The 21,788-nt window shown below is 71.9% G+C and carries 25 protein-coding genes; 12 read left to right on the top strand and 13 right to left on the bottom strand.

What is annotated here, in order from left to right; all coding sequences use genetic code 11:
- Nucleotides 1-121: 121 nt before the first annotated feature.
- Complete coding sequence (locus tag ACILQ5_RS01365; RefSeq protein ID WP_395656168.1) at nt 122-994, bottom strand: Ig-like domain repeat protein; 873 nt, start codon at nt 992-994, stop codon at nt 122-124.
- A gap of 157 nt (nt 995-1,151) precedes the next feature.
- On the opposite strand from ACILQ5_RS01365, the gene ACILQ5_RS01370 reads away from it, so the two are divergent.
- A complete protein-coding gene (locus ACILQ5_RS01370) occupies nt 1,152-1,559 on the top strand; it encodes a CoA-binding protein (RefSeq protein ID WP_395656169.1) in 408 nt (135 codons plus the stop codon).
- On the top strand, nt 1,559-1,993 hold the full coding sequence (gene arfB / locus ACILQ5_RS01375; protein WP_395656170.1) for an alternative ribosome rescue aminoacyl-tRNA hydrolase ArfB: 435 nt from the start codon (nt 1,559-1,561) through the stop codon (nt 1,991-1,993). The genes ACILQ5_RS01370 and arfB overlap by 1 nt, the downstream gene beginning before the upstream one ends.
- Here arfB and ACILQ5_RS01380 read toward each other — a convergent pair.
- Nucleotides 1,980-2,807 carry a class I SAM-dependent methyltransferase gene (locus tag ACILQ5_RS01380; RefSeq protein ID WP_395656171.1) on the bottom strand — a complete coding sequence of 276 codons (828 nt, stop codon included), beginning with the start codon at nt 2,805-2,807 and terminating at the stop codon, nt 1,980-1,982. The two genes, arfB and ACILQ5_RS01380, sit on opposite strands and share 14 nt — an antisense overlap.
- 4 nt (nt 2,808-2,811) lie before the next feature.
- The gene (gene metG, locus ACILQ5_RS01385) at nt 2,812-4,599 is read right to left on the bottom strand and encodes a methionine--tRNA ligase (protein WP_395656172.1); all 1,788 of its coding nucleotides are present in this window, start codon (nt 4,597-4,599) and stop codon (nt 2,812-2,814) included.
- Between the two features lie 135 nt (nt 4,600-4,734).
- On the opposite strand from metG, the gene ACILQ5_RS01390 reads away from it, so the two are divergent.
- On the top strand, nt 4,735-5,412 hold the full coding sequence (locus ACILQ5_RS01390) for a GPP34 family phosphoprotein (RefSeq protein ID WP_395656173.1): 678 nt from the start codon (nt 4,735-4,737) through the stop codon (nt 5,410-5,412).
- 3 nt (nt 5,413-5,415) lie between these two features.
- On the opposite strand, the gene ACILQ5_RS01395 is transcribed toward ACILQ5_RS01390, so the two are convergent.
- From ACILQ5_RS01395 to chrA, 3 genes are read right to left on the bottom strand one after another with little or no spacing between them, the layout of a single operon-like run.
- Nucleotides 5,416-5,973, bottom strand: a complete 558-nt coding sequence (locus ACILQ5_RS01395; protein WP_395656174.1) for a TIGR03086 family metal-binding protein — start codon at nt 5,971-5,973, stop codon at nt 5,416-5,418.
- Nucleotides 5,974-6,026: 53 nt separating this feature from the next.
- Nucleotides 6,027-6,641 (bottom strand): DsbA family protein, encoded by a 615-nt coding sequence (locus ACILQ5_RS01400; RefSeq protein ID WP_395656175.1) that lies wholly within the window; start codon nt 6,639-6,641, stop codon nt 6,027-6,029.
- A 58-nt stretch (nt 6,642-6,699) separates the two neighbouring features.
- Nucleotides 6,700-8,055 (bottom strand): chromate efflux transporter, encoded by a 1,356-nt coding sequence (gene chrA / locus ACILQ5_RS01405; protein ID WP_395656176.1) that lies wholly within the window; start codon nt 8,053-8,055, stop codon nt 6,700-6,702.
- A 65-nt stretch (nt 8,056-8,120) separates the two neighbouring features.
- On the opposite strand from chrA, the gene pepN reads away from it, so the two are divergent.
- Complete coding sequence (gene pepN / locus ACILQ5_RS01410; protein ID WP_395656177.1) at nt 8,121-10,667, top strand: aminopeptidase N; 2,547 nt, start codon at nt 8,121-8,123, stop codon at nt 10,665-10,667.
- 115 nt (nt 10,668-10,782) lie between these two features.
- Here pepN and ACILQ5_RS01415 read toward each other — a convergent pair whose 3' ends face one another.
- Together ACILQ5_RS01415 and ACILQ5_RS01420 are read right to left on the bottom strand one after the other, a co-directional pair.
- Nucleotides 10,783-11,169 (bottom strand): DUF5130 family protein, encoded by a 387-nt coding sequence (locus ACILQ5_RS01415; protein WP_395656178.1) that lies wholly within the window; start codon nt 11,167-11,169, stop codon nt 10,783-10,785.
- Nucleotides 11,156-11,509, bottom strand: coding sequence for a hypothetical protein (locus tag ACILQ5_RS01420; RefSeq protein ID WP_395656179.1), 354 nt, complete (start codon nt 11,507-11,509; stop codon nt 11,156-11,158). Before ACILQ5_RS01420 ends, ACILQ5_RS01415 begins: the two co-directional genes overlap by 14 nt.
- A gap of 97 nt (nt 11,510-11,606) precedes the next feature.
- Between ACILQ5_RS01420 and ACILQ5_RS01425 the strand changes: the two genes are divergently transcribed.
- Nucleotides 11,607-12,611 carry a mechanosensitive ion channel family protein gene (locus ACILQ5_RS01425; protein WP_395656180.1) on the top strand — a complete coding sequence of 335 codons (1,005 nt, stop codon included), beginning with the start codon at nt 11,607-11,609 and terminating at the stop codon, nt 12,609-12,611.
- On the opposite strand, the gene ACILQ5_RS01430 is transcribed toward ACILQ5_RS01425, so the two are convergent.
- Nucleotides 12,608-13,531 carry a DUF6923 family protein gene (locus ACILQ5_RS01430; protein ID WP_395656181.1) on the bottom strand — a complete coding sequence of 308 codons (924 nt, stop codon included), beginning with the start codon at nt 13,529-13,531 and terminating at the stop codon, nt 12,608-12,610. The genes ACILQ5_RS01425 and ACILQ5_RS01430 overlap by 4 nt on opposite strands.
- 75 nt (nt 13,532-13,606) lie before the next feature.
- Here ACILQ5_RS01430 and ACILQ5_RS01435 point away from each other — a divergent pair, with 75 nt between their 5' ends.
- Entirely contained in the window at nt 13,607-14,065 is a 459-nt protein-coding gene (locus ACILQ5_RS01435) for a MarR family winged helix-turn-helix transcriptional regulator (RefSeq protein WP_395656182.1), read from the top strand.
- 6 nt (nt 14,066-14,071) lie between these two features.
- Here the strand turns inward: ACILQ5_RS01435 and ACILQ5_RS01440 are convergent, their stop codons facing one another.
- A complete protein-coding gene (locus ACILQ5_RS01440) occupies nt 14,072-14,497 on the bottom strand; it encodes an OsmC family peroxiredoxin (protein WP_395656183.1) in 426 nt (141 codons plus the stop codon).
- Between the two features lie 101 nt (nt 14,498-14,598).
- Here ACILQ5_RS01440 and ACILQ5_RS01445 point away from each other — a divergent pair, with 101 nt between their 5' ends.
- The 3 genes from ACILQ5_RS01445 (at nt 14,599) to ACILQ5_RS01455 (ending at nt 16,341) form a co-directional block, all read left to right on the top strand.
- Nucleotides 14,599-14,973 (top strand): globin, encoded by a 375-nt coding sequence (locus tag ACILQ5_RS01445; protein ID WP_395656184.1) that lies wholly within the window; start codon nt 14,599-14,601, stop codon nt 14,971-14,973.
- Between the two features lie 169 nt (nt 14,974-15,142).
- Nucleotides 15,143-15,787, top strand: coding sequence for a hypothetical protein (locus tag ACILQ5_RS01450; RefSeq protein ID WP_395656185.1), 645 nt, complete (start codon nt 15,143-15,145; stop codon nt 15,785-15,787).
- On the top strand, nt 15,784-16,341 hold the full coding sequence (locus ACILQ5_RS01455; RefSeq protein WP_395656186.1) for an RNA polymerase sigma factor: 558 nt from the start codon (nt 15,784-15,786) through the stop codon (nt 16,339-16,341). The genes ACILQ5_RS01450 and ACILQ5_RS01455 overlap by 4 nt, the downstream gene beginning before the upstream one ends.
- Here ACILQ5_RS01455 and ACILQ5_RS01460 read toward each other — a convergent pair.
- Nucleotides 16,305-17,153 carry an acyl-CoA thioesterase gene (locus tag ACILQ5_RS01460; protein WP_395656187.1) on the bottom strand — a complete coding sequence of 283 codons (849 nt, stop codon included), beginning with the start codon at nt 17,151-17,153 and terminating at the stop codon, nt 16,305-16,307. The genes ACILQ5_RS01455 and ACILQ5_RS01460 overlap by 37 nt on opposite strands.
- A 34-nt stretch (nt 17,154-17,187) precedes the next feature.
- Complete coding sequence (locus ACILQ5_RS01465) at nt 17,188-17,364, bottom strand: hypothetical protein (protein WP_395656188.1); 177 nt, start codon at nt 17,362-17,364, stop codon at nt 17,188-17,190.
- 128 nt (nt 17,365-17,492) lie between these two features.
- Here ACILQ5_RS01465 and ACILQ5_RS01470 point away from each other — a divergent pair, with 128 nt between their 5' ends.
- The 3 genes from ACILQ5_RS01470 (at nt 17,493) to ACILQ5_RS01480 (ending at nt 19,942) form a co-directional block, all read left to right on the top strand.
- Nucleotides 17,493-18,068: a TetR/AcrR family transcriptional regulator gene (locus ACILQ5_RS01470; RefSeq protein ID WP_395656189.1), complete on the top strand. Its 576-nt coding sequence runs from the start codon at nt 17,493-17,495 to the stop codon at nt 18,066-18,068.
- Nucleotides 18,069-18,165: 97 nt separating this feature from the next.
- Complete coding sequence (locus ACILQ5_RS01475) at nt 18,166-19,380, top strand: acetyl-CoA C-acetyltransferase (RefSeq protein WP_395656190.1); 1,215 nt, start codon at nt 18,166-18,168, stop codon at nt 19,378-19,380.
- Nucleotides 19,381-19,441: 61 nt separating this feature from the next.
- The gene (locus ACILQ5_RS01480; protein ID WP_395656191.1) at nt 19,442-19,942 is read left to right on the top strand and encodes a MarR family winged helix-turn-helix transcriptional regulator; all 501 of its coding nucleotides are present in this window, start codon (nt 19,442-19,444) and stop codon (nt 19,940-19,942) included.
- 140 nt (nt 19,943-20,082) lie between these two features.
- Here ACILQ5_RS01480 and ettA read toward each other — a convergent pair whose 3' ends face one another.
- Nucleotides 20,083-21,765, bottom strand: a complete 1,683-nt coding sequence (gene ettA, locus ACILQ5_RS01485) for an energy-dependent translational throttle protein EttA (protein ID WP_395656192.1) — start codon at nt 21,763-21,765, stop codon at nt 20,083-20,085.
- Nucleotides 21,766-21,788: the final 23 nt, after the last annotated feature.

Genomic DNA, 21,788 nt, shown 5'->3' on the forward strand with positions numbered 1-21,788 from the left:
GCGCCGGATTCTACTGGTGGGTAACCCGACGCCCGCTCCGGACGTGCGAACGCCCGGCCGGGGCAGAACCCGGCCGGGCGTTCGAGGTGGAGCGACGAGCTAGGGGCGCGTCACCCGAGGATCACTTCTTGACGGTGAGCGTGGTGGTCCCCTTGCTGCCCTTCATGGACGGGGTACCGCTGTAGGACACTGTGATCTTGTGCTTCCCCTTCTTCAGCTTCTTGCCGAGGTCGAGGGTGACCTTGCCGCTCTTGGCGGTCTTGCCGGTGGCCAGCGTCTTGCTGCCCTCCTTGGCGACGACCTTGGCGCCCGCGATGGGGTTGCCGAGCGAGGTGCTGCTCAGCGTGACCGGCAGCTTGGCCGGCTTGCCGACCTTCGCGGTGGCGGTCTTCGGCACGACCAGGCCCGACTCCTGCTGCAGGAGCTGGAAGCCGGTGGTGATCGCCAGCGGGTCGGTGCCGTCCTTGATCACGCAGTCCAGCGCGATCGACGGGGTGTCACCCTGCATCAGCGTCATCGTGAACGCCGTCGGCATGACCGCGTCGTAGGTGCCCGGGTTCGGGGTGGTGAACGGCTCGTTCGAGCCGGACGCGTCCCACGACGTGTTGCCGTCGGTGGTCGTGAAGTCGCCCGCCACCGGCACGGGGACCGAGGTGGAGCCCAGGCTGAAGGCGAAGTCGTCGGACTTGGCACCCGTGACACCGGCACCACCGAGGAGAGCGGCCGTCTCCGGGTCCACCGGCGCCGACGCGGTGATGTTCAGCAGACCACCGGGCACGGACGCCCCGGCCCAGTACTGCGGCACCGGGATCGCGCCGTTCACGGTCAGGTCGAAGTCCTTGGTGATCCCGACAGCGGCGTTGCTGCAGGTGTAGGTGTTGACGACCGTCTCGGCGTTGGCGGCGGCACCGGTGATGCCGACCAGGGCACCAGCGGCAAGGGCGGTCGAGACGCCAGCGACGGCGACGCGAGCGGAGATACGGCGGAAATTCATGTGATGTGCTCCCTCCCGAGCAACTCAACGTGCTACCAGGAGGTAGCAACAACGTCAGCACGTTATCCCGTCCCCCGGACGGCCGGGCCGGAAGCCCCGAAAGTTGAGCAAACCCTCAGGTCGCACGGCGTTCTCTCGGGTTCTCTAGGCTGGCGGCATGGTGGGCTGGCAGGACCCGGAGTCGGTGCGGGTCATGCTCGACGACTGCGAGACCTGGGCGGTCGTCGGCCTCTCCGGCGACCCCGGGCGGACCGCCTACCGCATCGCCGCGCAGCTCCAGGAGCGCGGCAAGCGGATCGTGCCGATCCACCCGTCCGCGCCCACGGTGCTGGGCGAGCAGGGCTACGCGACTATCGCCGACGTGCCGTTCGCCGTCGACGTCGTCGACGTGTTCCGACGCTCCGACGCGGCCGGTCCGTTCGCGGACCAGGCGGTCGCGGTCGGGGCCCGCGGGGTGTGGTTCCAGCTGGGCGTGGTCGACGAGGCGGCGTTCGAGCGCACCCTCGCGGCCGGCGTCCCGATGGTGATGGACACCTGCCCGGCGATCGAGTGGCGGCGCCGCTGATGGCCGACGACCTCCGCGTGCCCCCGGGCCCGGGCCTCCCCGACGGCCTCGTCGTCCCGGCCGCCGAGCTGGTCGAGCGGTTCTCGCGCTCCCCCGGCCCGGGCGGTCAGTCGGTGAACACCTCCGACAGCAGGGTCGAGCTCGAGTACGACGTCACGACGTCGGCCGCGCTCACCGACGCCCAGCGGGCACGGCTGTCGGCCCGGTTGCCGTCGACGCGGATCCGCGTCGTCGCGAGCGAGCACCGCTCGCAGCACCGCAATAGGGTCGCGGCGCGCGAGCGGCTCGCCGAGCAGCTGCGGGAGGCGCTGGCTCCCCCGCCGCCCACTCGTCGCCCCACCAAGCCGAGCCGCGGCTCGCAGCGGCGGCGCCTCGAGGCCAAGAAGCAGCGCGGGGAGACCAAGGCCCTGCGCGGCCGGGTCACCGACTCCTGAGAGCCCGGACCACGTGGGTGTCGCCGTCCTCGTCGCCGGGTGGCAGGCCGAGGTAGCGGGAGCGGATCTCGCGGCGGCCGAGGTCCTCGATCTCGTCGAACCCGAGCTCGCCCAGCAGCGCGTGCAGGTCCTCGGTGGACAGCCCCTCGCTGAAGGGCTCACCGACGTCGGCGACCCGGGCACGGAGCTCGACCCGGTCCGGGCGGGTCGCGGCCGCCGCCCGGTCGATCGGGTGGGTGTGGTCGAGGACGACCTCCCCTCCCGGCACGGAGGCGATCGCGCGCAGGGTCTCGGCCACGGCCGCCCGGCTGAGGTACGGCACGACGCCGAGCCAGAGGAAGAACGCCGGCGACCCGGCGTCGAGGCCGCCCGCGATCAGCCGCTCGAGCAGGTCGTCGGTCTCGAAGTCGACACCGACGAACGCGACCCCGTGCGGGACCTCGATGCCCGCCTCGGCGAGCCGGTGACGCTTCCACTCCCCGGTCGCCGGGAGGTCCACCTCGATCACCCGGGTGTCGAGGTGCGGGTTGCGGTAGGCGAAGGTGTCGAGGCCGGCTCCGAGCACCACGACCTGCCGGGTGCCGCGCTCGACGGCCCGGGCCAGCGAGTCCTCCGCGAACCGGTGCCGCACGGCGACGAAGACCCGGAGCCGCTCGCGGCGGGCGAGATCGGCGTCCCCCGCGTCGACGGCGTCGCCCAGGATCCGCCACGCGAGCGGGTCGTGGAAGATCTGCCCGTCGTCGAGGTCCTGGTGCAGCGCGCGCAGCCGCGCGGCGCCGTACGCCGTCCGGCTCGGCTCGCCCGCGCGGACCACCGCGTCAGCCCTCGAGCCGGGCGAGCTCTTCGTCCACGACCCCGGGATCGAGCTTGGTGAAGATCGGCGTCGGCTTCGCGACCGGCGTGCCCGGGACGATCGGCCGGCGCTCCCAGGCCGGGAAGCCGGAGTACTCCCCCGTGATGATCGGGTACGGCGCCCCGCCGTCGAGGTCGTCGACCTCCTCGATCCGCGGCATCGGTGCCACGTCCCCGGCGCCTCCGAAGGCCCGGTCGACCTCGTTGGCGGCGAACGGCAGGAACGGGCTCAGCACGAGGTTGAGGTCGGCGACGCACTGCGCGACGACGTGCAGGACGGTGCCGAGGCGCTCGGGGTCGTCCTTGATCTTCCAGGGCTCGGTGTCGGAGACGTACTTGTTGACCTCGGCGACGGCTCGCATCGCCTCGCCGATGGCCTGCTTCTGGCGGTGCCGGCCGATCAGGTCGCCGACGACACCGAAGGCGGCCTCGGTGTGGTCGAGCAGCGTCTGGTCCGCGGCCGCCAGCTCGCCCGCCTTCGGGATCTCCCCGAAGTTCTTGGCGATCAGGTTGGCCGTGCGGTTGACCAGGTTGCCCCAGCCGGCGACCAGCTCGTCGTTGGTGCGCCGCACGAACTCCGACCAGGTGAAGTCGGAGTCCTGGCTCTCGGGGCCGGCGGACGCGACGAAGTAGCGGAACGCGTCGGGCTGGTAGCGGCTGAGCAGGTCGCGCACGTAGATGACGACCCGCTTCGACGAGGAGAACTTGCGCCCCTCCATCGTCAGGAACTCGCTGCTGACGACCTCGGTGGGCAGGTTGAGCTCGCCCAGCTCGCCCGGGGTGCCGCCCTTGGTCCCCTTGCCGGAGTAGGCCAGCAGCTCGGCCGGCCAGATCTGGCTGTGGAAGGTGATGTTGTCCTTGCCCATGAAGTAGTAGGACAGGGCGTCGGGCTCGTTCCACCACTCGCGCCAGCGCTCGGGCTCGCCGATCCGCCGAGCCCACTCGATGCTCGCCGAGAGGTAGCCGATGACCGCGTCGAACCAGACGTAGAGCTTCTTGGTCGGGTTCTCGCGCCAGCCGTCGAGCGGGACGGCAATGCCCCAGTCGATGTCCCGGGTCATCGCCCGGGGCCGGATCTCCTCGAGGATGTTCTGGCTGAACCGGATCACGTTGGGGCGCCACAGCCCGGTCGCCTCGCGGCCGTCGAGCCACTCCTTGAGCGCGTCGGCGAGCGCCGGCAGGTCGAGGAAGAAGTGCTGGGTCTCGATGAACTCCGGGGTCTCGCCGTTGATCTTCGACCGCGGGTCGATCAGGTCCTGCGGGTCGAGCTGGTTGCCGCAGTTGTCGCACTGGTCACCGCGCGCTCCGTCGTACCCGCAGATCGGGCAGGTGCCCTCGATGTAGCGGTCCGGCAGGGTGCGTCCCGTGGACGGCGAGATCGCGCCGTAGGTCGTCTGCTCGACGAAGTAGCCGTTCTCGTAGACGCCGAGGAACATCTGCTGCACGACCTGGTGGTGGTTGCGCGCGGACGTCCTCGTGTAGAGGTCGTAGGTCAGCCCCAGGGACGCGAGGTCCTCGGCGATGATCCGGTGGTTGCGGTCGGCCAGCTCCTGCGGCGTCACGCCGGCCTCGGCGGCGGCGATCAGGATCGGCGTGCCGTGCTCGTCGGAGCCGGAGACCATGAGCACGTCGTGGCCCGCCATCCGCATGTAGCGGCTGAAGACGTCGGAGGGCACACCGAAACCGGCCACGTGGCCGATGTGGCGCGGGCCGTTGGCGTACGGCCAGGCGACGGCGGACAGGACTTTGCTCATGGGGGCAATCCTAGGGAGGGTGCGCCACCGCCTTTCCGGCGGACGGGTGGCCGTCCCCGCGCCGACCCGGGGCGTGCCTCCTGGGCGGCGCGCAGCAGGCCGTCGGATCGAGACCCACGCCCTAGGGTCGGACCCATGTTCCTGATCTCGGAGGACCTGCTCCTGCTCCTGCTCGACGACGACAAGGGCACGCTGACCGGGTCGGCGTACCCGCAGACCGCGCTCGGCGGTGCCGTGCTGATCGAGCTCGCCCTCGCCGGCGCCGTCTCGGGCGAGGAGAAGAACGGGGTCGGGCGCTCGACCAAGGTCCGAGCGACGCCCGGCGCGACCCTCGACGACGACGTGCTCCAGGCGGCCTACGACGTCGTCGCGGAGAAGCCGCGCGGCGCCCAGGAGCTGGTGACCCGGCTCGGCAAGGGGCTGCCGGAGCGGTTGGGCGACCGACTCGCCGCCCGCGGGATCCTCGAGCGCCGCGAGTCACGGACGCTGGGGCTCTTCCCGCGCACCCGGTGGCCGGCCGTGGACTCCCGGCACGAGGAGGAGGTCCGTCGCCAGCTCGCCCGGGTGCTGGTCCAGGGCGCGGAGCCGGACCAGCGGACCGGGGCGCTGGTCGCGCTGCTCTCCGCGCTCGGCAAGGCGCCGAAGGTGGTCGACCACGGAGGCCTGCCGGCGACACAGGTCGCCCGACGCGCGAAGGAGCTCGCCGAGGGCGCCTGGGCCGCCCGCGCCGTGCGCGACGCGATCAACGCGTCCACGGCGGCCATGACGGCGGCGACCACCGCGGCCGTGGCGGCCGGCGTCGCGAGCAGCTGAGGGTCAGACCGAGCGGCCGGCGTACGCCGCCAGCTGCTCGTAGGGGCCGGCACCCGCGGGTGCGGCCTGCTCCGCGCCGAACACCGGACCGCGGCGCTCCGCGGTGAGGTTCTCGCGGAGGAACGCCAGGGCCCGCTCAGCGACCTCGGGGTCGAGCTCGGCGACCGGGTGACCGATGGTCCGCGCGACGTCCCAGGTGTGGATGGCCAGCTCCGCGGTCTGCATGTCGGCGGGGACGGGCGCGTCCCCTCCCCCGGATCCCGACGGGTGCTCGTGCCACGCGTGCACCAGGTCGTCGCCGGCGACGCGGAAGGCCGGACCCCACTCCTCCTCGACGTGCGGGGTCGCCGCCCAGTCGACCTCCTCGCCGCGCATCATCGTGAGGAACTGGTGCGGCGCGTTGACGAGGTGGTCGGCCAGCGCCGCCAGGTCCCAGTCGGCGCACGGGGTCTGCCTCCCCAGGGCGTCGCGGTGGACGTGGTCGAGCACGTCACCTGCCTGGTCCACGGCCCGGGCCAGGACCCGGACCTCGTCACCCCACTCCACGCGCGCGGTTGCCATGACCCCACGCTAGGGGATGTCGCCGGATCCGGCGCAGGTCCGAACGTCCCGAATCAGTCGAAGTCGAGGGCCTCGGTGCGGCTCCGCTTGAGCTCGTAGAAGTGGGGGTAGCCCGAGAGCGTGACGCAGGCATCCCAGAGCCGGCCGGCCTCCTCGCCCTTCGGCGCCTTGGAGATCACCGGCCCGAAGAAGGCCCGACCGCCGAAGGCGATCGTCGGGGTGCCGACCTCGTCGCCGACCTGGTTCATGCCGCGGTCGTGCGAGGCCGCGATCGCCTCGTCGTACGACGAGTCGTCCATCGCGTCGGCCAGCGATGCGTCGAGCCCCGCCTCCTCGAGCGCGGCCTCGACCATCGCGCGGTCCTTCTCCTGCTTCCCGAGGTGGATGCGCGTGCCCATCGCGGTGTAGAGCGGCAGCAGCGCCTCCTTGCCGTACTTCTGCTCGGCCGCCATCAGCACCCGCACCGGCTGCCAGGCGGTCGCGAGGAACTGCCGGTACTCGTCGCTGATGTCCCGGTCCTGGTTGAGGTACGCCAGGCTCATGATGTGCCAGGTCACGTCGATGTCACGGACCTTCTCGACCTCGAGGATCCAGCGCGAGGTGATCCAGGCGAACGGACACGCGGGGTCGAACCAGAAATCGGCCCCGTTCTTGGTCTGAGTGGTCATGTCCGTCCCAACGGAACGGACCACGGTCCGCATTCCCCGGCGCAGGGTCGGCGCCGGCTCAGGTGAGCAGCGCGAGCGTCAGTCCGGCGAGCCCGCACACCCCGAGCGTGCGGAGCACCGGCCACCGCAGCCCGAAGACCAGCGCGGTGCCGAGCGCGCCGAGGAGGGCCGGCTGCCACTGGAACGTCGACCACACCGGCACCAGCAGCCCCAGGTGCGGCCACCCGACGCGCTCGGCCTCGGCGAAGAGGGTGTGCACGGTGAAGTAGAACGCCAGGTTGGCGATCACCCCGACCACCGCGGCGCTGACCCCGGCGAGGGCCGAGGACAGCGCCTCGTTGCCCCGCAGCCGCTCCACGTACGGCGCCCCGATGAAGATGAAGAGGAACGACGGCACGAAGGTCACCCAGACCACCAGCAACGACGCCAGGACCGCCGCCGCCCACGGGTCGAGGCCGGCCGGGCTGCGGAAGGCGCCGAGGAACGCGACGAACTGCACGACCATGATCAGCGGGCCGGGCGTGGTCTCGGCGAGCGCGAGCCCGCGCACCATCTCCTGCGCGGTCAGCCAGCCGTAGTGCTCGACGGCCGCCTGCGCGACGTACGACAGCACCGCGTACGCGCCACCGAAGGTCACCAGCGCCATGCCGCCGAAGAACAGGCCCTGGTCGGTGAACACCGTCCGCTGGCCCCCGGCCAGTGCGAACGCGACCACGACCGGTGCCGCCCACAGGACCAGCCCGACGATCAGCAGGCCGAGGCTGCGCCGCCCCGAGCGCGGGGCGGTGTGGAGCGCGTCGTCGGGGATCAGCGGCGGAACCTCGTCGGGGTCCGGCGGCGGGTCGGGGAGCCGGACCAGGTCCGGGCGCCGGCGGCCGAGCAGCCACCCGGCCGCGCCGGCTGCGAGCACCACGAGGGGGAACGGCACGGCGAGCACCGCGAGCGCGACGAACGCCGCCAGCGCGAGGAGCAGCAGCGCCCGGCTGCGCACCGCCCGGCCGCCGAGCCGCACGACGGCCTGGACGACGATCGGGATGACCGCGGCGGCCAGGCCGAGCAGCACACCGGTCACGAGTAGCGACTCGCCGTGGACGACGTACACCCAGGAGAGCGCAAGGATGGTGAGGAAGCCCGGCAGGACGAAGAGGGTGCCCGCCAGGACGCCGCCCACCCAGCCGTTGAGCAGCCAGCCGCTGTAGACGGCGAGCTGCTGGGCCTCCGGACCGGGCAGCAGCATGCAGTAGCTCATCGCGTGGAGGAACCGCCGCTCGCCGATCCACCGGCGCTCCTCGACGAGCTCGCGGTGCATGACCGCGATCTGGCCGGCAGGACCTCCGAAGGTCTGCCACGAGATGAGGAACCAGGCCCGGACGGCGGCCCGGAGCGGGACGACGTGCCTGCCCGGGTCGCTCACCCGGACATCCTCCCCGGCCGAAGACATTTTCGGTGCTCGACCCCCCGGGTGGCAGGATGCACCGCATGCCTGGAACCAACCTCACCCGGGACGAGGCCGCGACCCGCGCCGCTCTCCTGGACGTCACGTCGTACTCCATCGACCTGGACCTCACGACGAGCGAGACCACCTTCGGATCCACCACGACCATCCGTTTCACCTGTGCCGAGCCCGGAGCCGAGACGTTCGCGGACCTGGTGGACGCCACCGTCCACGAGATCACGCTCAACGGCCGCTCCGTCGACCCCGCGACGGCGTACGCCGACAGCCGGATCGCGCTGACCGACCTGGCGGCCGACAACGAGCTGGTCGTGCGCGCGGACTGCACGTTCTCGCGCACCGGCGAGGGCCTGCACCGGTTCGTCGACCCCGCCGACGACCGCGTCTACACGTACTCGCAGTTCGAGGTGCCGGACGCCCGCCGGGTCTACACGACCTTCGAGCAGCCCGACCTCAAGGCACCGTTCACCTTCACGGTGACCGCGCCCGAGCACTGGAAGGTCGTCTCGAACTCCCCCACGCCCACCCCCGAGCCGACGGGCGACGGGAAGGCCGTGTGGCGGTTCGCGCCGACCCAGCCGCTGTCGACCTACGTCACCGCGATCGTCGCGGGCGAGTACCACGAGGTCCTCGACACCTACGAGGGCAAGCACGGCGAGATCCCGCTCGGCCACTACTGCCGCCAGTCGCTGGTGGAGCACCTCGACGTCGAGGAGCTCGTCAAGCTGACCCGCCAGGGCTTCGGCTTCTTCGAGGAGGCCTTCGACTACCCCTACCCGTTCGGCAAGTACGACCAGCTCTACGTGCCGGAGTACAACATGGGCGCGATGGAGAACGCCGGCTGCGTGACGCTGCGCGACGAGTACCTCCCGCGCAGCCGCCAGGACCGCTCGTTCTACGAGTTCCGCAACGAGGTCATCCTCCACGAGATGGCCCACATGTGGTTCGGTGACCTGGTCACGATGAAGTGGTGGGACGACCTCTGGCTCAACGAGTCGTTCGCCGAGTGGGCGTGCTACCACGCCGCGGTCGAGGCGACCGAGTTCACCGAGTCGTGGACCGGCTTCACCAACGCCCGCAAGAACTGGGCCTACCGCCAGGACCAGCTGCCCAGCACCCACCCGATCGCCGCCGACAACGTCGACCTGCGGGCCGTCGAGGTCAACTTCGACGGCATCACCTACGCCAAGGGCGCCTCGGTCCTCAAGCAGCTGGTCGCCTGGGTCGGGCTCGACAACTTCCTCCAGGGCATCCGCGGCTACTTCCGCGACTTCGAGTTCTCGAACTCCGAGTTCAAGGACCTGCTGGCCGCCCTCGAGAAGGCGTCCGGCCGGGACCTCGAGTCGTGGGCCCAGGAGTGGCTGCAGACCTCCGGGGTGAACACGCTCGCGGCCCAGTTCGAGCTGGCCGAGGACGGCACCTACAGCTCCTTCGCGGTCCGCCAGAGCGCGGCCGCCGACCACCCGACGCTGCGCCGGCACCGGCTCGGCATCGGCCTCTACGACGCGGTCGACGGCCGGCTGGTCCGCCGCACGTCGGTCGAGACCGACATCGCCGGCGAGCTGACCGAGGTCGCCGAGCTCGTCGGCCAGCGCCAGCCCGACCTGCTGCTGCTCAACGAGGGCGACCTGGCCTACGCCAAGATCCGCCTCGACGAGCGCTCGCTCGCGACCGTCGTCGGTGGCCTGGCCACCCTCGACGACTCGCTCGCCCGGGCCCTGTGCTGGGGCGCGGCGTGGGACATGACCCGGGACGCCGAGATGAGCGCGACCGACTTCGTGGCCCTGGTCCTCAGCAGCGTCGGCAGCGAGACCGACGCCTTCGGGGTGGCCCGGATCCCGGGCTACGCCGCGCTCGCGGTCACGCAGTACTCCGCACCCGAGAACCGCGCCGCGCTGCGGGCGACCTGGGAGCAGGGCCTGCGCAAGCTGCTCGAGAACGCCGAGGCGGGCAGCGACCACCAGCTGTCGTTCGCCCGCGCGTACGCCGGCGCGGCGCACAGCGAGGGCGCGCTCGGCGACCTCGAGCGGCTGCTGGACGGCACCCTCACCTTCGACGGGCTCGCCATCGACACGGACCTGCGCTGGACGCTGCTCAGCGCCCTGGCCCGCAACGGCCGTGCCGAGGCGGACCGGATCGCCGAGGAGCTCGAGCGTGACAACACGATCTCCGGCCAGGAGCACGCCGCCGCCGCGCGCGCGATGCGTCCCACCGCCGAGGCGAAGGCCGAGGCCTGGGAGATCGCAATGGTGCGCGACGACGTCCCGAACGAGACCCAGCGCAGCGTCGTGCTCGCGTTCCAGCAGTTCGGCCAGGACGAGGTGCTGGCGCCGTACGTCGAGAAGTACCTCACGGCCGCCGACACGATGTGGGAGGACAAGGGCACCCAGCGCGCCTCCACCGCGCTGGAGTTCATCTTCCCCAAGCAGCTGGCCAGCCAGGAGCTCCTCGACCGCGTCGACGCGTGGCTGGAGTCCTCGCAGGCCAACCCGGCCGCGAAGCGCTACGTGCGCGAGGGCCGCGCCGACGTCGCCCGGGCGCTGGCGGCGCAGGCGAAGGACGCGCAGGGCTGACCGGACGCCCGGGGGGTTTCACCGGCTGACCGGTGACTCCTGCGCGACACGCCGTGCCACCTCGGCGGGTCGCGCGGGTCTCACCGGCCGACCGGTGAAACCCGCAGCCGCTCCATCAGGGCGTGTCGGCGTGGAGCGTCTCGGGGCCGACGGCGTGCTCGGCGAGCATCTGGATGCCGCGGCGCAGGCCGCCGACGAGGTCGCCGGCGGCGAACAGGCTCTGCATCTGCAGGGCGACCAGCTCGACCTCGCGGTCGCTGAGGGCGCGGCGCACCTCGCCGCCGGTGACGATCTCGAGCACCCGGGCGGCGGGGTCGAGCAGGATCATGATGCTGCGCGCGGGCGCCACCAGCGAGTTGTGCAACCGGGTCGCGAACGCCCGCGGCTCCCCGTCGACCCGGCCGACGAAGACGCTGAACTCGAAGCGCGTGACCAGCTCGGCGTGACGGATGGCCTCGTCGACCTGGTAGCGCTCGTGGCTGTTGAACTCACCAACGCCCACTTGCGCCTCCCGCTTGGGACTCGTCGGTGTCCGGCGCCGAGAGCTCGGCGGTGCCCGAGCGCGGGCCGCCGAACCACTGGTCCGCGGTGGCCTGGCCGCCGGGGGTGAACCGCTCCCCCCTGACGATGCCGGGCAGCAGCACGAGCAGCGTGATCGTGACGAACATCAGCAGCGGGATGCCGACGAAGACGAGGACGGTGTGCCAGGGGTCGACGTCGTAGGGGTCCGCCCAGAACTCCGGGACGTCGGCTCCGGCCGGTCCACCGGCGGCGACGACGAGGCCTCCGGCCAGCAGGACGGCCGAGGTGCGGCGAGCGAGGTGCGCGAGCTTCGGGGTCACGGGCACAGCGTATCCATCTCGGCCGTGGGTCTCACCGCTGGCACCTGTCGCTGGTCAGGTCGAGCCGACCTTGTCCGGTGCGGTAGACATGGGGCCCATGTTCGGGTTCGACGACACCACGTGTGACACAGGGCACGACATCTGCGAGTGGACCTTCAGCGTCACCGGCAACAAGACGGCGGCCAACGCCGCGGACGTGCTCATCGGGCGGCCCCTCACCGTCGTGGGCCTCCTGCTGCTCTTCCTGGTCAGCCGGTGGCTGCTGCACCGGATGATCGACCGGTTGGTGCGGCGGGCCGAGGACGGGGTGCTGCCCGACCAGCTCAGCCGGTTCGGCGTGCGCGGGAAGGTGGCGCAGGACACGACTGCGCGCGACCTCGCCACCCAGACCCGGCGGGTGCAGCGGGCCAAGACGATGGGCGACCTGCTCAAGAGCGTCGTCACCGGCCTGCTCATCGCCATCATCGGCACGATGATCCTCAGCGCGCTCGGCGTCGACATCGCGCCGATCATCGCCAGCGCGGGCATCGTCGGCCTCGCGCTCGGCTTCGGGGCCCAGTCGCTGGTGAAGGACTTCATCACCGGCATCTTCATGATCTTCGAGGACCAGTACGGCGTGGGCGACGTCGTGGACGTCGGGGAGGCGACCGGGACGATCGAGGCGGTGAGCCTGCGCGTGACCCGCCTCCGGTCCCTGGACGGCACCGTCTGGTACGTCCCGAACGGGACGATCGCGCGGGTCGGCAACATGAGCCAGAACTGGTCGCGCGCCATCATCGACGTCGGTGTCGGCTACGGCGAGGACCTCGCCCGGGTGCGGCGGATCCTCACCGACGTCGCCCACGACCTGTGGGAGGACGACGACTTCCGAGGGATCGTCGTCGAGGAGCCGGAGGTCACCGGGGTGGAGGTCCTCGGTCCGGACGCCGTCACCCTGCGGGTGCTGGTCAAGACCGCTCCGCTCCAGCAGTGGGCCGTGGCGCGCGAGATGCGTCAGCGGATCAAGGCGCGCTTCGACCACGAGGGCATCGAGATCCCCCTGCCCCAGCGGGTGGTCTGGCACCGGGAGCAGCAGACGGCCCCCGACGAGAGCCAGGCCTAGGAGAGCTGGCCCGGGTCGATCCGCACCACCTCGGTGCCGGTGAAGTCGACCGCCCACAGCTGACCGTCGAGGGCGGTGAGCACGAACGGGTTGTCGACGCCGCTCGGGTACGACGTCGCCGGACCACCCTCCGTGCTGAAGCGGTAGAGGTCCCCGGACTTGTCGCCGACCCACACGTCGTCGCCCACGACCGTCCCGTCCTCGGGGTCGTCACCCACCGAGACGGTCCCGACGACCGAAGCGTCGACTGGGTCGATCTCGACGATGGAGTCGTCGACGTCCACCCACACGTGGTCGTCGTCGTACGCCGTCCACCCGGCACTGCCGGCGACGTCGACCCGGGCGACCTCCTGGGTGCGGGTGTCGACCCGGACGACGCCGGCACTTCCGAGCCCGACCCAGACCGCGCCGCCCGCTGGAGCGATGCCGATCGGGGAGCCACCGACGTCGATCGGGGTCACCTTCCCGGACCGCGCATCGATCCGCGAGACGGTCCCCGAGCCGAAGTCGGTCACCCACGCCGCCCCATCGGCGAAGGTCACGTCGTAGGGCTGGCTGCCGACGTCGTACGTCCGCTGCACCCGCCCGGTCGTCGCGGACACCCTGGTCACCTCGTTGCTGCCGAAGTCCTCGACCCAGATCGATCCGGCGCCGTGGGCGAGCCCGCAGGGCGCTCCTCCGACGTGGACGGGGTCGCCGACCTCGAGGGTGGCGGGGTCGACGGTGACCAGGGTGTCCTCGCCGTAGTTGCTCACCCAGATCCGGCCGGCTGCACCGAGGATCCCGCACGGCTGCTGGCCGGTCTCGACGCGGACGGGGGCGTAGGCCGCCGGCTCCGGGGCGCCGGAGCCGGCGTCGGAGCCGCAGGCGGCGACGACCAGTCCGACGAGTGGGACGACGAGCGGGTGGCGAGCGCGCATCCTGGGAAATTACTACCAACTTGAAGTTTTTGGCCGACGCCCGCGGAGACCGTCACCGTCTCGTAACCTGAGGACGTGGCACTGGAGTTCCGCGGACCCTTCCTGCTCCTCTTCGCCACCGACCAGCAGCTCTCCCGGCTGCTCGCGACCGCGATGGCCGACTGCCCGCTCCGCCCCGACGAGTTCGCGGTGACCAGCGTGCTGCGGCTCGCGGGTCCGGTGCGGCCGACTGAGCTCGCGGAGCTGACCGGGCTACGACCGACGACCCTGTCGAACTACCTGCGCCGGTTCGAGGGGGCCGACCTGGTCCGCCGGCGCCGCGACCCCGCCGACGGCCGGGCGTACCTCGTGGCCCTCACCGCCCGGGGAGAGCACGCGACGGTGGACTGCTTCCCGGCCTTCGAGGCATCGATCTCGTCCTTCCGCAAGGCCCTGGCAGACGAGGGCGTCGACGAGCGCGACGTCATCGACACCCTGGAGGCCGTCAGCCGGGCCCTCGCGACGGCGACGACCCGGCTGACGGACCAGAGCTGAAGCGGCTCAGGCGAGCGACGCCTCGAGGGTGATCGTGGTGCCGGCGAGCGCCTGGCTGACCGGGCAGTTGGCCTTGGCGTCCTCGGCCGCGGCCACGAAGTCGTCGTTGCTCATGCCCTCGACGGTGCCGGTGACGGTGAGCTTGATGCCGGTGATGCCGGTCCCGGGCGTGAACTCGACCGCGGCCTGGGTGTCCAGCGAGGTCGGCGGGGTCCCGGCCTTGGCCAGCCCGTTGGAGAGCGCCATCGAGAAGCAGGACGAGTGCGCGGCCGCGATCAGCTCCTCGGGGCTCGTCTTGCCGTTGGCCTCCTCGGCGCGGGAGGGCCACGAGACGTCGTAGGTGCCGGTGCCCGACGACTCGAGGGTGACCTTGCCGGCGCCCTCGAACAGGCTGCCTTCCCAGTGGGTGCTGGCGAATCGGGTCGTTGCCATCAGCGGTTCTCTCCTCGGGGTGGTGTGGTGCGAAGACAGGAACGCAGCGAGTCTTGCACGCCGGTGTGCGTCCGCCCGGAGCCGCTCGTCACAATGGTCGGGTGACGACGTTCTACGAGGAGATCGGCGGCTTCGAGACCTTCCGGAGGATCGTCGCGCGGTTCTACGAGGGCGTCGCCGAGGACCCGGTGCTGCGGCCGCTCTACCCCGAGGAGGACCTCGGTCCGGCCGAGGAGCGCTTCCTGCTGTTCCTCGTGCAGTACTGGGGCGGGCCCACGACGTACTCCGACACCCGCGGGCACCCGCGGCTGCGGATGCGGCACGCACCGTTCGCGGTCACTCCGGAGGCCAAGGAGCACTGGCTCACCCACTTCCGCGCGGGGCTCGACGAGGTCGCGCTCACGCCCGAGCAGGACGCGCAGTTCTGGGACTACGTGACGCACGCCGCACAGTTCATGGTGAACAGCCTCGACTGACGTGTAACGCCGTCGGGTCCTCGCGACATGTGACAGGTGACCGAGCGGGGCGACCCCGCCCCTCCACCGGACCCTCCACGGAGGGCTGACCCCCGGAACCGGGTGGTCCCGACGTCATTCCGTCCCCCGTGAGGCGTCGGGACCATCCCCGGAGGGTAGGAGCAGATCCATGTCCGACCACCTGCGGCGCCAGGACCTCCGCGCGGTCGTGCCGACCCTGGAACCCGACCAGGCGTTCCTTGCCGAGCTCAGCGGCCGCGCGGCCGGCGCCGCCCACCCGGCCGGCGGGTGGCGGGTCGCCCTCGTCCCGGTGGCGGTCGCCGCCATCCTCGTCGGCGTGGCCTGGTTGACCGGGGTCCGCGCCGGGCTTCCCGACCCCTCGCCCGCGCCCGCGCCGATGGGTCCGGCCGAGCCGTCCCCGAACACCCCCTCGCCCGGCACCCGGGCGGCCGACGCCGGCTCGTCCGTCGCGTCGGCGTCCTCGGCCGCGCCCACGGCGCACCCCGGCCGTCCGGCCGCACCGACCCGGGACGCCCCGGGCACCTCCGACCGCCCGCCGTCCACCCCGCCGTCCACCCCGCCGTCGAGCACCACGGGCGGCGCGACGTCCGGCGCAGGCGCGGGCGCGGGCGGGCAGCACGCTCCCCCGGCCGGCGCGACCCATCACCCCGGGCCCGACGGGCACCCGGGGCAGGGGCACGCCTACGGCCACCTCCGGAACCCGAACCCCCACCGGACGCACCGCCCCGGCCCCGACCCGCACGCCGGCGACCACCCGGCCACGCCGTGGCGACGGAACCACGACCGACGGTGAGCGCCGACGACGAGGTGGTGGCCGGGGCCAAGCGCGGCGACCCGGAGGCCTGGCGCGCGCTCTACCGCGACCACGCCGGACGGCTCCTGGTGTGGCTCGGCACCCGACCCACCTCCGACGCAGCCGTCGGTGCCGACGACCTCGCGGCGGAGGCGTGGCTCACCGCCGCCGACCGGATCGCCTCCTTCCACGGCACGTCGTCGGAGTTCGCGGGCTGGCTGTTCGGCATCGCCCGCAAGCTCGGCGCCAACACGCACCGACGCGGCCTGCGCCGCCGTACCCACCCGGCCGACGTCGGCGCGCTCGAGGGCCTGCCGTCGGTCGCCGGGCCGGAGCCGGCGTACGTCGCCCAGGACCGGGTCACCCGACTGCTCGCCACGCTGCCGGCCCGTGAGCGCGAGGTGGTCGCCTGCCGGGAGGTGGTCGGGCTCGACGTGGAGACGACCGCGGCGGCCCTCGGCGTCTCCGCGGTCTCGGTGCGGGTGGCCCACCACCGTGGGCTGCGCCGGCTGGCGGCTCAGCTCGAGAGCAGCGAGCGCAGCCCGGCGAGGTAGGGCTCCGGCGGGGCCGCCGAGCGCTGCGTCCGCGGGTCGAAGAAGACGATCGTCACCCGGGCGCGGGCGAGGACGTCGTCGCCGTCGGCGATCACCGAGTCGATGCTCGCGGACCGGGCCCCGATCCGGGAGACCCACGACCAGGCGTCGTACGCCTCGGGACGGAACAGGATCGGTCGGACGTAGTCGACATCGGTCTGCGCGACCACCAGTGAGGCGCGCTCGAGCCCGCTCCACAGCTGCGCGGTCATGGCGATCCGGGCCTCCTGGAGGTACTCGAAGTACTTCACGTTGTTGACGTGCCCGTAGACGTCGACGTCGGAGAACCGCACGTGCACCGGGTAGTGGGCGGCCAGGTCGGCCCGCGCGCGGGGCAGCCGCTGCCGCCGTCGGTCGTCGGGCTCGAGGAACACGGCGAGCGACTCGCGCTCGACGTCGCTGAGGCGACGGGGCCGCTCGTCGGCGAAGACGTACGGCGTGAGCACGGTCGCGGCGCGGGCGTAGACGTGCCGCGCGCCGTCGCGCTCGTGGAAGATCTCGTAGGCGACGGTGAAGGTCGCGGCCCGGATCTCGGTGATCCAGGACTCGATGGTGACCGGCTCGAAGCCGAAGCTCAGCGGCGCGAGGTAGCCGACCTCGTGCCGGACCACGACGACCCCCTCGGCCAGGTCGCCCGTGGCGGCCGCGGGCCCGTGGGTCCGCAGCATGTCGACGCGGGCCTCCTGGAGGTAGTCCACGTAGACGACGTTGTTGACGTGCCCGAGAAGGTCCAGGTCGGCCCAGCGCATCGGGCACCGATAGGTGTGCCGCACGGCACCGATGCTGCCAGACCGGCCCGGACAGCGGTCAGTGGCTGGCGATCAGGCCGCGGTAGTACGTCGGGATCGACTCGTGGCGGGCCAGGCGCTGGCGCCGGTTGCGGACGAGCAGGTCGCCGATGACGGCGATCGCGGTCACGGTCGCGACGAGCGCGAGCACGAGGAAGGCCACGGCGTACGGGGCGAGTGTCGTGTCGAGAATCATCGGGGCATCCTTTCTACATCTGTAGTCTCTACGAGTGTAGAACGGCCGGGCAGGGCACCGCATTCCCCCCTGCCGGGGTAGTGTCACGGCTCACAGACGCCGGTCACCCAGCCGCACGAGAGGTCCGCATGACCGAGAGCCCGCGCCGCCGCCAGCTCCTCGACGCGGCGCAGTCGGTGCTGGCCGACGGCGGCCTCAAGGGCCTCACCCACCGAGCCGTGGACCGCCGCGCCGGGCTGCCGGAGGGCAGCTGCTCGGCGTACCTCCGCACCCGCCAGGCGCTGCAGGCGGCGCTCGCCGAGCACGTCGCCGGACAGCTCCTCGCCGACGTCGACCGGCTCGCCGACCGGATGCGGGACGCGGACGAGCCGGACGGCGTGGACGCGGCCCTCGAGCTGTTCCAGCGGTGGCTCGACCAGCGGGAGCTCCTGGTCGCCCGCCTCGAGCTGACCATGGCCGCCACCCGGGACCCGGGGCTGGCGCAGGTGCTGGAGACGCACCGGGTCCGGCTCGTGGAGATCGTGGACGCCATCGTGACCGCCGCCGGCAAGGAGCACGGCGCGGCGCGCGCGGAGGCGTTGGTGGCGTCGTACGACGGCATCCTGCTGGCCGCGCTCCTCAAGCCCGACAGCGAGCACCGGTCCTTCCTGGCGCGGTCGATGGACCTCCTCGGGACCGGGCTGGCCGGACCGTCGGCAACGTGACGTACGCCTCGGCCCAGGAGGTAGAACACGGTCTAGTGTGGGGCCCCGGCAGCAGTGCCCTTCCGGAGCGACCGCGCCCCTCACGAACGGAGTCCCCATGCCCGAGGCAGTCATCGTCAGCGCCGCCCGCACCCCGATCGGCCGGGCGAACAAGGGGTCGATGACCGAGTTCCGACCCGACGACCTGAGCGCGTTCATCATCAAGACGGCGCTCGACAAGGTCCCGGAGCTCGACCCCACGACGATCGACGACCACTACCTCGGCTGCGGCCTGCCGGGCGGGGAGTCCGGCAACAACATGGCCCGGGTCGTCAACGTGCTCAACGGCCTCGACGACGTCCCCGGCGCCACGATCACCCGCTACTGCTCCTCCTCGGTGCAGACCACCCGGATGGCCTTCCACGCGATCAAGGCCGGCGAGGGCGACGTCTTCATCTCCTCCGGCGTCGAGACGGTCTCGCGGTTCATGAAGGGCACCTCCGACCACTGGCCCGACACCAAGAACCCGCTCTTCGCCGACGCCGAGGCGCGGACCGCGACGACCGCCGAGGGCGGCACCGACTGGCACGACCCGCGCCAGGACGGGCTGCTCCCCGACGTCTACATCGCCATGGGCCAGACCGCCGAGAACGTCGCGCGCCTGCGCGGCCTCTCGCGCCAGGAGCTCGACGAGTTCGGCGTCCGCTCGCAGAACCTCGCCGAGAAGGCGATCAACGACGGCTTCTGGGCCCGCGAGATCACCCCGGTCACCACCCCGAGCGGCACCGTGGTCAGCGCCGACGACGGCCCCCGGGCCGGGGTCACCTACGACGGCATCAAGGACCTCAAGCCGGTCTTCCGCCCTGACGGGGTCGTGACCGCCGGCAACTGCTGCGCGCTCAACGACGGCGCGGCCGCGGTCATCATCATGTCCGACACCAAGGCGGCCGAGCTCGGCGTCACCCCGCTGGCCCGCATCGTCGCGACCGGCGTCTCCGGCCTGTCCCCCGAGATCATGGGCCTCGGACCCGTCGAGGCGACCAAGCGGGCGCTCGCGCACGCCAAGATGAGCATCGGCGACATCGACCTCGTGGAGATCAACGAGGCGTTCGCCGCCCAGGTCGTGCCGTCCTACCAGGACCTCGGCATCGACCTGGACCGGCTCAACGTCAACGGCGGCGCGATCGCCGTCGGCCACCCGTTCGGCATGACCGGCGCCCGCCTGCAGAACACCATGCTCAACTCGCTGGACTGGCACGACAAGTCCACCGGCCTGATCACCATGTGCGTCGGTGGCGGCCAGGGCATGGCGCTCATCCTCGAGCGGGTCTGAGGTCGCGCCGCGCGTGTCGGACCCACGGGTCCGACGGCCCCGGCAGCCCTACACTGCCGGGGTGACGGACGGCGGCGACGCGGAGACGGTCTGGCTCGACGAGGACCAGCAACGCTCGTGGCGCGCCCTGCTGATGGGGATGACGCTGCTGCTCGACCGCCTCGACGACGACCTGCACCGCTCCTGCAACCTCTCGCTGGTCGAGTACGAGATCCTCGTCCGCCTCTCCGAGAGCGAGGGCCGGCAGATGCGGATGGCGCAGCTCGCGGATGCGCTCGCCCACAGCCGCAGCCGGATCACCCACACCATCACCCGCATGGAGCGTGCCGGGCTGGTCGAGCGGTCCTCCTCACCGGAGGACGGGCGCGGTGTGGTCGCCACGATGACCGACCAGGGCTGGCAGCTGCTGGTCCGGATGGCGCCGATGCACGTGCGCGGCGTGCGCGCCCACCTGGTCGACCTGGTCACCCCCGAGGACCTCCAGGCGGTCGGGCGCGTGATGGACGCCGTGTCCGACCACCTGGTCTCCGGGCACCCGGAGATGGAGATGCGCAGGCCGTAGCCGGTCGAGGCCGGTGACGGCGGTGGTCGCCGACGACCGTGGTCGCCCGGCACTGCGCAGCGGCTCGGGGGGCGACAGGTCGCGCAGGCGCAACGGCCGGTGACCGGGTCGCGCCGGTGTGTCGACCGACGCGTCCCCGATCAGTCGCGCGTGAGGCGGCGGTGGGTGACCCGGTGCGGGCGCGCGGCCTCGACGCCGAGCCGCTCGACCTTGTTCTCCTCGTAGGCCGCGAAGTTGCCCTCGAACCAGAACCACCTCGCGTCGTCCTCGTCGTCACCCTCCCAGGCCAGGATGTGGGTGGCGACGCGGTCGAGGAACCACCGGTCGTGCGAGGTGACCACGGCACAGCCCGGGAAGTCGAGGATCGCGTCCTCCAGCGAGGACAGCGTCTCGACGTCCAGGTCGTTGGTCGGCTCGTCGAGCAGCAGCACGTTGCCGCCCATCTTGAGCGTCAGCGCGAGGTTGAGCCGGTTGCGCTCGCCGCCGGAGAGCACCCCGGCCTTCTTCTGCTGGTCGGGGCCCTTGAAGCCGAACGACGCGACGTAGGCGCGTGAGTTCATCTCGAAGTTCGCGACCTTGATGAAGTCGAGCCCGTCGGAGACGACCTCCCAGACGTTCTTGTTGGGGTCGATGCCGCCGCGGCTCTGGTCGACGTAGGAGAGCTTGACCGTGGCGCCGACCTTGAGCTCGCCGGCGTCCGGCTGCTCGCTCCCGGTGATCATCCGGAACAGCGTGGTCTTGCCGACGCCGTTGGGGCCGATCACGCCGACGATGCCGGCCCGCGGCAGGGAGAAGGACAGGTCGTGCATGAGGGTGCGGCCCTCGAAGCCCTTGGTCAGCCCCTTGGCCTCGAGGACGACGTCACCGAGCCGGGGGCCCGCCGGGATGTTGATCTCGGAGGTGTCGATCTTGCGCATCCGGTCGGCCTCGGCCGCCATCTCCTCGTAGCGGGCGAGGCGGGAGCGGCTCTTGGTCTGCCGGGCCTTGGCGTTGGAGCGGACCCACTCCAGCTCCTTCTCCAGCATCTTGGCGCGCTTGGCGTCCTTCTGGCCCTCGATCTTGAGCCGGTCCTTCTTGGTCTCCAGGTAGGTGGAGTAGTTGCCCTGGTAGCCGTGGATCTGGCCGCGGTCGACCTCGGCGATCCACTCCGCGACGTTGTCGAGGAAGTACCGGTCGTGGGTGACGGCCAGGACGGCGCCCGGGTAGGACTTCAGGTGGCCCTCGAGCCACTGCACCGACTCGGCGTCGAGGTGGTTGGTCGGCTCGTCGAGGAGGAGCAGGTCGGGCTGCTGCAGCAGCAGCTTGCACAGCGCCACCCGGCGCCGCTCACCACCGGAGAGGTTGTCGACGAGCGCCTCCGGGGGCGGGCACCGGAGCGCGTCCATGGCCTGGTCCAGCCGGCTGTCGAGGTCCCAGGCGTTGGCGTGGTCGAGCTCGGTCTGCAGGTTGCCGGCCTCCTCGTTGAGCTTGTCGAGGTCGGCGTCGGGGTCGCCCATCGACGAGTACAGCTCGTCGAGGCGCGCCATCTTGCCCTTGATCTCGCCGACGGCCTCCTCGACGTTCTCCAGCACCGTCTTACCCTCGGTGAGCGGGGGCTCCTGCTGGAGCATCCCGACCGTGGCGTCCGGGTCGAGGATCGCGTCGCCGTTGTTGGCGTGGTCGAGCCCCGCCATGATCTTGAGCAGCGAGGACTTGCCGGCCCCGTTCGGGCCGACCACCCCGATCTTCGCGCCGTGCAGGAACGAGAGGGTCACGTTGTCGAGGACGACCTTGTCGCCGTGGGCCTTGCGCACGTTGCGCAGGGTGAACACATACTCCGCCATGGTCCCCGAGCCTAGGTGCCACG

Source organism: Nocardioides sp., assembly GCF_044226305.1.
GTDB lineage: Bacteria > Actinomycetota > Actinomycetes > Propionibacteriales > Nocardioidaceae > Nocardioides.

What these genes read in the sequence shown, in the direction of transcription:
- ACILQ5_RS01365 (WP_395656168.1), bottom strand. Translation starts at nt 994, where the DNA reads ATGAATTTCCGCCGTATCTCCGCTCGCGTCGCCGTCGCTGGCGTCTCG.
- ACILQ5_RS01370 (WP_395656169.1), top strand. Translation starts at nt 1,152, where the DNA reads ATGGTGGGCTGGCAGGACCCGGAGTCGGTGCGGGTCATGCTCGACGAC.
- arfB (WP_395656170.1), top strand. Translation starts at nt 1,559, where the DNA reads ATGGCCGACGACCTCCGCGTGCCCCCGGGCCCGGGCCTCCCCGACGGC.
- metG (WP_395656172.1), bottom strand. Translation starts at nt 4,599, where the DNA reads ATGAGCAAAGTCCTGTCCGCCGTCGCCTGGCCGTACGCCAACGGCCCG.
- ACILQ5_RS01390 (WP_395656173.1), top strand. Translation starts at nt 4,735, where the DNA reads ATGTTCCTGATCTCGGAGGACCTGCTCCTGCTCCTGCTCGACGACGAC.
- ACILQ5_RS01395 (WP_395656174.1), bottom strand. Translation starts at nt 5,973, where the DNA reads ATGGCAACCGCGCGCGTGGAGTGGGGTGACGAGGTCCGGGTCCTGGCC.
- ACILQ5_RS01400 (WP_395656175.1), bottom strand. Translation starts at nt 6,641, where the DNA reads ATGACCACTCAGACCAAGAACGGGGCCGATTTCTGGTTCGACCCCGCG.
- pepN (WP_395656177.1), top strand. Translation starts at nt 8,121, where the DNA reads ATGCCTGGAACCAACCTCACCCGGGACGAGGCCGCGACCCGCGCCGCT.
- ACILQ5_RS01425 (WP_395656180.1), top strand. Translation starts at nt 11,607, where the DNA reads ATGTTCGGGTTCGACGACACCACGTGTGACACAGGGCACGACATCTGC.
- ACILQ5_RS01430 (WP_395656181.1), bottom strand. Translation starts at nt 13,531, where the DNA reads ATGCGCGCTCGCCACCCGCTCGTCGTCCCACTCGTCGGACTGGTCGTC.
- ACILQ5_RS01440 (WP_395656183.1), bottom strand. Translation starts at nt 14,497, where the DNA reads ATGGCAACGACCCGATTCGCCAGCACCCACTGGGAAGGCAGCCTGTTC.
- ACILQ5_RS01450 (WP_395656185.1), top strand. Translation starts at nt 15,143, where the DNA reads ATGTCCGACCACCTGCGGCGCCAGGACCTCCGCGCGGTCGTGCCGACC.
- ACILQ5_RS01465 (WP_395656188.1), bottom strand. Translation starts at nt 17,364, where the DNA reads ATGATTCTCGACACGACACTCGCCCCGTACGCCGTGGCCTTCCTCGTG.
- ACILQ5_RS01470 (WP_395656189.1), top strand. Translation starts at nt 17,493, where the DNA reads ATGACCGAGAGCCCGCGCCGCCGCCAGCTCCTCGACGCGGCGCAGTCG.
- ACILQ5_RS01475 (WP_395656190.1), top strand. Translation starts at nt 18,166, where the DNA reads ATGCCCGAGGCAGTCATCGTCAGCGCCGCCCGCACCCCGATCGGCCGG.
- ettA (WP_395656192.1), bottom strand. Translation starts at nt 21,765, where the DNA reads ATGGCGGAGTATGTGTTCACCCTGCGCAACGTGCGCAAGGCCCACGGC.